Source organism: Actinomadura soli, assembly GCF_005889715.1.
Lineage (GTDB): Bacteria > Actinomycetota > Actinomycetes > Streptosporangiales > Streptosporangiaceae > Spirillospora > Spirillospora soli.
In genome coordinates, this window is record NZ_VCKW01000354.1 from 1 (window position 1) to 6,832 (window position 6,832).

General features: G+C 71.9%; 4 protein-coding genes. 3 read left to right on the top strand and 1 reads right to left on the bottom strand.

The window, feature by feature from the left end; all coding sequences use genetic code 11:
- Nucleotides 1-554: 554 nt before the first annotated feature.
- Together ETD83_RS37845 and ETD83_RS37850 are read left to right on the top strand one after the other, a co-directional pair.
- Complete coding sequence (locus ETD83_RS37845; protein ID WP_205718105.1) at nucleotides 555-1,580, top strand: LysR family transcriptional regulator; 1,026 nt, start codon at nucleotides 555-557, stop codon at nucleotides 1,578-1,580.
- A gap of 99 nt (nucleotides 1,581-1,679) precedes the next feature.
- Nucleotides 1,680-2,897 carry a PP2C family protein-serine/threonine phosphatase gene (locus ETD83_RS37850; RefSeq protein WP_205718106.1) on the top strand — a complete coding sequence of 406 codons (1,218 nt, stop codon included), beginning with the start codon at nucleotides 1,680-1,682 and terminating at the stop codon, nucleotides 2,895-2,897.
- Between the two features lie 189 nt (nucleotides 2,898-3,086).
- Here the strand turns inward: ETD83_RS37850 and ETD83_RS37855 are convergent, their stop codons facing one another.
- Complete coding sequence (locus tag ETD83_RS37855; protein WP_138650012.1) at nucleotides 3,087-4,010, bottom strand: carbohydrate kinase family protein; 924 nt, start codon at nucleotides 4,008-4,010, stop codon at nucleotides 3,087-3,089.
- Between the two features lie 167 nt (nucleotides 4,011-4,177).
- Between ETD83_RS37855 and ETD83_RS37860 the strand changes: the two genes are divergently transcribed.
- Nucleotides 4,178-6,712: a bifunctional acetate--CoA ligase family protein/GNAT family N-acetyltransferase gene (locus tag ETD83_RS37860; RefSeq protein WP_138650013.1), complete on the top strand. Its 2,535-nt coding sequence runs from the start codon at nucleotides 4,178-4,180 to the stop codon at nucleotides 6,710-6,712.
- Nucleotides 6,713-6,832 lie beyond the last annotated feature (120 nt).

The following is a 6,832-nucleotide window of genomic DNA, read 5'->3' on the forward strand; positions in this document are numbered from 1 at the left end:
CCCTTGACCCTCGCCACCCCCACCTGACGCCGATACCCCAGGCGGGTCGGTGCTCAATCGGTTCTTTGGTTGGTCTGGCCACCAGGGTGGTGGCAGTGCGCCCCCCGCACGGTGGCTGCCGGGGCCGACCGGTGGGGAGCGCTGCTCCTTGAGGGGAGCGGTCGGGCCGGAGTGGGTGTGCCGCCCGCGCGCCCCCGTGGGCGCGGGCGGGACGATTTGGGCCGGCCCGTGCGCGCGGCCCCGCACACGGGCCGGCGTCCGGCCCCGGCGCCGCGGCGGAGAAGGGCCGCGGCGAACGGGAGTCGGGACCCCGGGCGGCGGCCCCGGCGGCCGGCACCGCCGGGGCACGCCCGGGAGCGCCGCCGCCCTTGATGGGACGGTTGACGGCGGCAGGGAGTGGCCCGAGGAAAGTGTTCTAGAGGTTAGAAAAGTCTGTCCAGTTGTTTAGGAGAACATCTTGAGATAAGTTCAGCGGGAAATGTCAACATTTCCCGCCAGGGTGACCGTTCGGCCATTTCGCCGGGGTCGCGGAACAGGTAGTAATGTCCCTCACCGTGTCACCGACCCTTGACGCACTCCTGGACTGTCCGTCCGGGCTGCTCGATATGACGTTCGACCAGATGCGGACTCTGCTGGTCGTGCACGAGATGGGGTCCGCGCTCAGGGCCGCCCGCGTGCTGGGACGCGAGCAGTCAAGCGTCCAGAAGCAGCTCGACACGCTTAATCGCAACAGTCAAACGCTGTGCGGCGAAGTGCTCACCGTCCGCCAGGGGCGCGGCAAGGACTTCCTCTTCACGCCGACGGGGGAGGCCACGGTCGAACTGGCGCGCCTGACGTTCGAGAAATGGCTGGAGTCCATTCACTGGAGCCGGCGCCGCCTCGGCCGGATGCTGACCGTCGGCACCACCGAGTTCACGCTGCCGATCGTGTCGCGGGCGTGGAACCTCGTGTCAGAGGAGTTCCGGCAGCGCGAGGTGGAGTTCAAGGTCGCCCACGTCCGGACGAAGGATCTGTGGTCCCGGCTGGAGACCCGGCAGGTCGATCTGATCTGCGGCAGCATCGTCAGCACCCCCGAGGGCGACCTGCGCCTGCGGGAGTACGAGGTCATCGAGTACGCCCGGGGGCAGGCGCTGCTGCTGACCAACCTGCCGGAGGCCGAACTGCCCGGCACGCCGGTCGAGACGAGCAGGCTCGGCGGCGTCCCCCTGGTGGTGCCGCCCGCCGGGCTGGTCGCCGATCTGCTCGCCACCTGGTACGGGGCGGGCTTCCGCGATCGCCTCACGGTGGTCGCCGACATCGACGACGTGCACTACGGGCTGTCGCTGCTACGCTCCGGTTTCGTCCGCGGCTGCATGATCGTCACCGGCTCGATCGGCCGCGGGATGGCCGCCCAGGACGATCCGGCCGCCGCCCCGCTGCGCACGATCGCGCTCCACGACGACCTGGAGCCCAAGGCGGAGCTGATGACCGGCGCCTTCGTCCGCCGAGCCGATCTCGAACGCTACGACGCCGGCCATCCCCTCAACCGCCTGTGGGCCGCGGTGAAAGAGGACGTCCGCACCTACACCCCGCTCGCCTGACCCGCCGCCGTGAGGGTTCACCCTCCGAACCTGCGGCTTGTCGTCCGAAATCTCCCTCACCTGCATAAAATGTCCACTAATGCGCATACAGTCGTCCAGGTGGAGAACTCATCCGCCGCCCTGGCGGGCGCCACCCGCAAGCTCGCGAACATCCGGGCGATCATCGACGACTCGTTCGCGCACATGGATGTCGACGAGTTCCTGAACACCCTGCTCGCGCGCGTCCGCCAGGTCCTGGACGTGGACACGGCCGTCGTGCTGCTCCTCGACCGTCAGGCGCGGTATCTCGTGGCGGCCGCGGCCGACGGCATCGAGGAGGAGATCAGCCAGGCCGTTCGCGTTCCGCTGGGGGAGGGCTTCGCCGGACGCGTCGCCCACGAGCGGCGGCCGGTCGCCATCACCGACGTGTCCGGCGCCGACGTGTACAACCCGCTCCTGGTCCAGCGGGGCCTTCGCACCCTGCTCGGCGTTCCGCTCATCGGCGGTGGAGCGCTGGTGGGCGTCATGCACGTCGGGACGCTCACCGAACGCCGGTTCAGCGCGGACGAGGTCGAGCTCCTGCAGCTGGCGGCCGGGCGCGCCGCGCTGGCCGTGCAGTCCCTGCTCAGCCGCGCGGAACGCGCCGGGGCCCGGGAACTGCAGCGCAGCCTGGTGCCGCCCGCGCTTCCGAACGTCCCCGGCGTCGAGATGTCCGCCCGCTACAGCCCCGGCAAGGAGAACGTCGGCGGGGACTGGTACGACGTGTTCCCCCTGCCGTCGGGCGAGACCGGCATCGTCATAGGCGATGTGGTGGGGCACGGCCTGTCGGCCGCCGTCGTGATGGGCCGGATGCGCAGCGCGCTGCGGGCCTACGCGCTCGAGAGCGGCGATCCGGCGGAGGTGCTGCGGCGGCTCGACCGCAAGATCCAGCATTTCGAGCCCGACGCGACGGCGACCGTGCTGTACGCGGTGTGCGATCCCGCCCCGGACCGGGTCAGGGTCTCCTCGGCGGGACATCTGCCGCCGATCCTCGCCGTCCCGGGGCAGCCGGTGCGCACGGCCGACATGAAGCCCGACGTCCTGATCGGTTTCGGTGCGGACATCGACCGCCAGACCGCCACCGTCGATTTCCCGCCGGGCGCCCTGCTGTGCTTCTACACCGACGGGCTCGTGGAGCGCCGGGGCGACGATCTCGACGACGGGATCTCCCGGCTGTGCGACGCGGTGTATCCGGGGCCGCCGGAGGCGGTCGGCGCCGCGGTCATGAACGCGCTCATCGGCAAGCAGCCGACCGACGACGACGTCGCGCTTTTGCTGATGCGACGGTCGCCCTCCTGAAGCGTCCCAGCTGAGCGTTCTGGCTGAGGCGTCCAGCTAAGGCGATCCGGCTGAAGCGATCCGGCTGAGGTGTCGCGGCTGAGGCGTCCCGCTGAGGTGTTCCTGCCGAGTCGGCCGGCTGACGTGTTCGGGCCGAGGCGTCCGCTGATGAGTCCCGGGCGCCCCGCTGGGACGCCCGGGCACGGGTGTTTACTTGATCTGGTTGTCGACCACGTCGAGGGTGGGGCGGGCGCCCAGGTGCTGCATGGCCCGGGCGGCCAGGCGGCAGCCGGCGGTCAGCGCGTCGGCGGGCTGCTTGCCGTCCAGCCACGGCGGGATGAAGCCCGCGACGAACGCGTCGCCCGCGCCGGTGCCGTCCGCGATCTTCTCCACCGGTTCGGCGGCGACGATCACGGGCTCGGGACGGCCGTTGGTGTACCAGATCGCGCCGTCGGCGCCCGCCTTGATCACGACCTGCGGGTACCAGGCGGTGAGGACCTTGGCGGCCTGCTCGGGGGATTCGCGGCCGGTGAGGATCTCGGCCTCCTTGGCGTTGACGACCAGGAGGCGGGCGCCCTGCGTCCACTCCAGGAAGGGCTCGGCGCCCATCCGCTTGAGCGGGGAGGACGAGCCGCCGTCCACCGACACCGACATCTGCGCCTTGCGGGCGAGGTCGAGGGTGTGGATGGCGGCCTTGCGGGAGCCCTCGTTGATCAGTGAGTAGCCGGACAGGTGCAGGTGGGTGCCCTGGGTGAACAGGTCCTTGCACCGTTCGATGTCCTCGGGGAGGAGCGCGGCGTTGGCGCCGGGGTCGGAGAGCAGCGTCCGGTCGCCCTTGTGGGTGACCATCACCACGCACGTCCCGGTGGGACGCTCTCCGTCCATGACGAGGCGGGCGTCGACGCCGTACCCCATCAGCTCCATGTCCCGGTTCCGGCCCGCGATGTCGGAGCCGCGGCGGCCGACGAAGGCGACGTCGATCCCCTCCACGGCGAGCCAGGCGGCCACGTTGGCGCCCGAGCCGCCACCGTGGATCGTCACGGCGGCCGGCGTGTCGCTCCCCTTTGCCAGGGGAAACGCAGCACGTGCCACGGTGTCTGTCATGAGATCGCCGACCACGACCACGCGCGTCATGGAGTCATCACCTCGATCAACACGGCCCGCGCGAGCGGCAATTCTGAGCGTGTGCTCGACCGTAACAGCTCTTGCGCCCCGATTAGGTCTCGAACGCGCAGCGAAACCGAGGAAGCCTGTTTTTCGTGCCGCGGGCGGGCGGGAGCCGGTGCCCTACCCTCGGGTACGTGACCGAGCGTTACCCGGATCAATGGGAGGCCGACGTCGTCCTCAGCGACGGCGGAACGGCGCATCTGCGCCCCATCCGGACCGGCGACGCGGGGCTTCTGCGCGATTTCTACGCGCGGTTGTCCCCCGAGTCGATCTACTACCGGTTCTTTTCGCCGCGCCCGTACCTGTCGGACCGTGATGTCGAACACTTCACGGGCGTCGACCACGACCGGCGGGTCGCGCTGATCGCCACGATCGGTGAGGAGATGGTGGCGGTCGTCCGGTACGACCGCGTCGACGGCGACGACCGCGCCGGCGGCCGGCCGGAGACCGCCGAGCCGGAGACCGCGGAGCCGGCGACGGCGGAGGTCGCGTTCCTGGTGGAGGACGCGCACCAGGGCCGCGGGCTCGGGCCGGTGCTGCTGGAGCACATCGCGGCGGCGGCGCGGGAGCGGGGCGTGCGCCGGTTCGTGGCGAGCGTCCTGCCCGACAACCGCAGGATGACGCGGGTGTTCCGGGAGGCGGGGTACCGGGCCGAGCAGCGGTTCGAGGAGGGCGTGATCGAGCTCGTCCTGGACCTGGAGCCGACGGACACGTCGCTGGAGGTCATGACGGCCCGCGAGCACCGGGCGGAGTCGCGGTCGATCCAGCGGCTGCTGTTCCCGGGGTCGGTGGCGGTGATCGGGGCGAGCCGGGCGGAGCACAGCGTCGGGCAGACCGTGCTGCGGAACCTGCTGGCGGGGGACTTCAGCGGGCCCGTGTACCCGGTGCACCCGACGGCGGTGGCGGTGGCGGGCGTCCGCGCCTACCCGTCGGTCCTGGAGATCCCGGACGATGTGGATCTCGCCGTCGTCGCCGTCCCGGCGGACGCCGTCCATGAGGTCGTCGAGGAGTGCGCGAGCAAGGGCGTGCGGGGCTTGATCGTCGTGTCGTCCGGGTTCGGGGAGATCGGGGACGACGGGCGCGGCAGGCAGGAAGAACTCGTGCGGCTCGCGCGCGCCTACGGGATGCGTGTGGTCGGGCCCAACTGCCTGGGAATCGCCAACACGGACGCGGACGTGCGCTTGAACGCGACGCTGGCGCCGACGATGCCGGGACGAGGGCCGGTCGGCTTCTTCTCACAGTCCGGTGCCCTCGGAATCGCGATTCTGCAGCGGACGGCCGAGCGCGGTCTGGGGCTTTCCACGTTCGTCTCCGCGGGCAACCGGGCGGACGTGTCCGGCAACGACCTGATGCAGTACTGGGAGGAAGATCCGGCGACGAAGGCCGTCCTGCTGTATCTGGAATCGCTGGGGAACCCGCGTAAGTTCGCGCGGCTCGCCCGGAGGCTGGGCCGCCGCAAGCCGATCGTGGCGGTCAAGAGCGGGCGCAGCACGCAGGGCGTCCCGATCGGGCACGCGGCGCGGGCGCTGACGCTGCCCGACCACGCGGTCAGCGCGCTGTTCGAGCAGGCCGGCGTGATCCGCGTGGAGGGCCTGTCGGAGCTGTTCGACGTGGCGCAGGTCCTGGCCTACCAGCCCCTCCCGGCGGGCGACCGCATCGCGATCATCGACAACTCGAACTCGCTGGGGCTGCTGGCGCAGGACGAGGCCGTGGCGCTCGGCCTGGACGTCCGGCCCCGCATCGACCTCGGCCCGCGGGCGGGCGCCGACGACTACGAGGCGGCGCTCGAAGCGGCGCTGGAGGACGAGGCGGTCGACGCCGTCGTGGCGCTGTTCACGCCCCCGACCATCGGCGGCTACGACGTGCGTGTCCCCGAGAAGATCATGCGGCTGGCGGCCCGCGGCGCGAAGCCGATCGTGGCGACGTACCTGGGCCTGGAGGGCATGCCCGCCGACCTGCGGGCGACCGGGCCGGACGGGATGCCCGCCGAGGGTTCGGTGCCCTCCTATCCGTCGCCGGAGGACGCCGTCCGGGCGCTGGCGTACGTGATCCGGTACGCGCAGTGGCGGCAGCGGCCGGCTGGGCGGATGCCGGAGCTCGACGGGGTGGACCGTGATCGCGCTCGGGCGCTGGTCGCCGGCTGGCTGGCCGCCGCCGACGCGGCGCGCGAAGGCGGACCGGCGGACGCGTCCAACGAAGCGGTCGGTGCCTCGTCCGAGCAGGCGGCCGAGCTTCTGGCCTGCTACGGGATCGACGTCGCCGGGGGCCGGGACGGCGGCGGGGTGCCGACCCGCATCGTGATCAGGGAGGACCACTCGTTCGGCGCGGTGGTCTCGTTCGGCATCGCCGACGAGACCGCGGCCCTGCTGGACGACCGCGCCTACCGGCTCTCGCCGCTCGCGGACGTCGACGCGGCGGAGATGATCCGCGCCATCCGCACCGCGCCGCTGCTGCTCGGCCATCGCGGCGCGGAACCCGTGAACCTGGCCGCCCTGGAGGGACTGCTGCTGCGGGCGTCCCGCCTCGGCTACGACCTTCCGGAGGTGGCGAGGCTGGAGCTGAGCCCGGTCATGGCGGACGCGACGGGCGTCACCGTCAGGCAGGTGACGCTGAGCCTGGCCCGTCCGCTGGGGCCGCGGCCCGAGCTGGGGCCCCGCCGCCTGTCCTGACGCGCCCGTTTCCCGACGTGCCCGTTTCCCGACGTGCCCGCGTCCTGACGCGCCCGTCCGCTCAGCGTGGCGGCCCGGGAGGCCCGGGTGGGGCCGGTTCCGGGGTCGGCGGGATGGGAT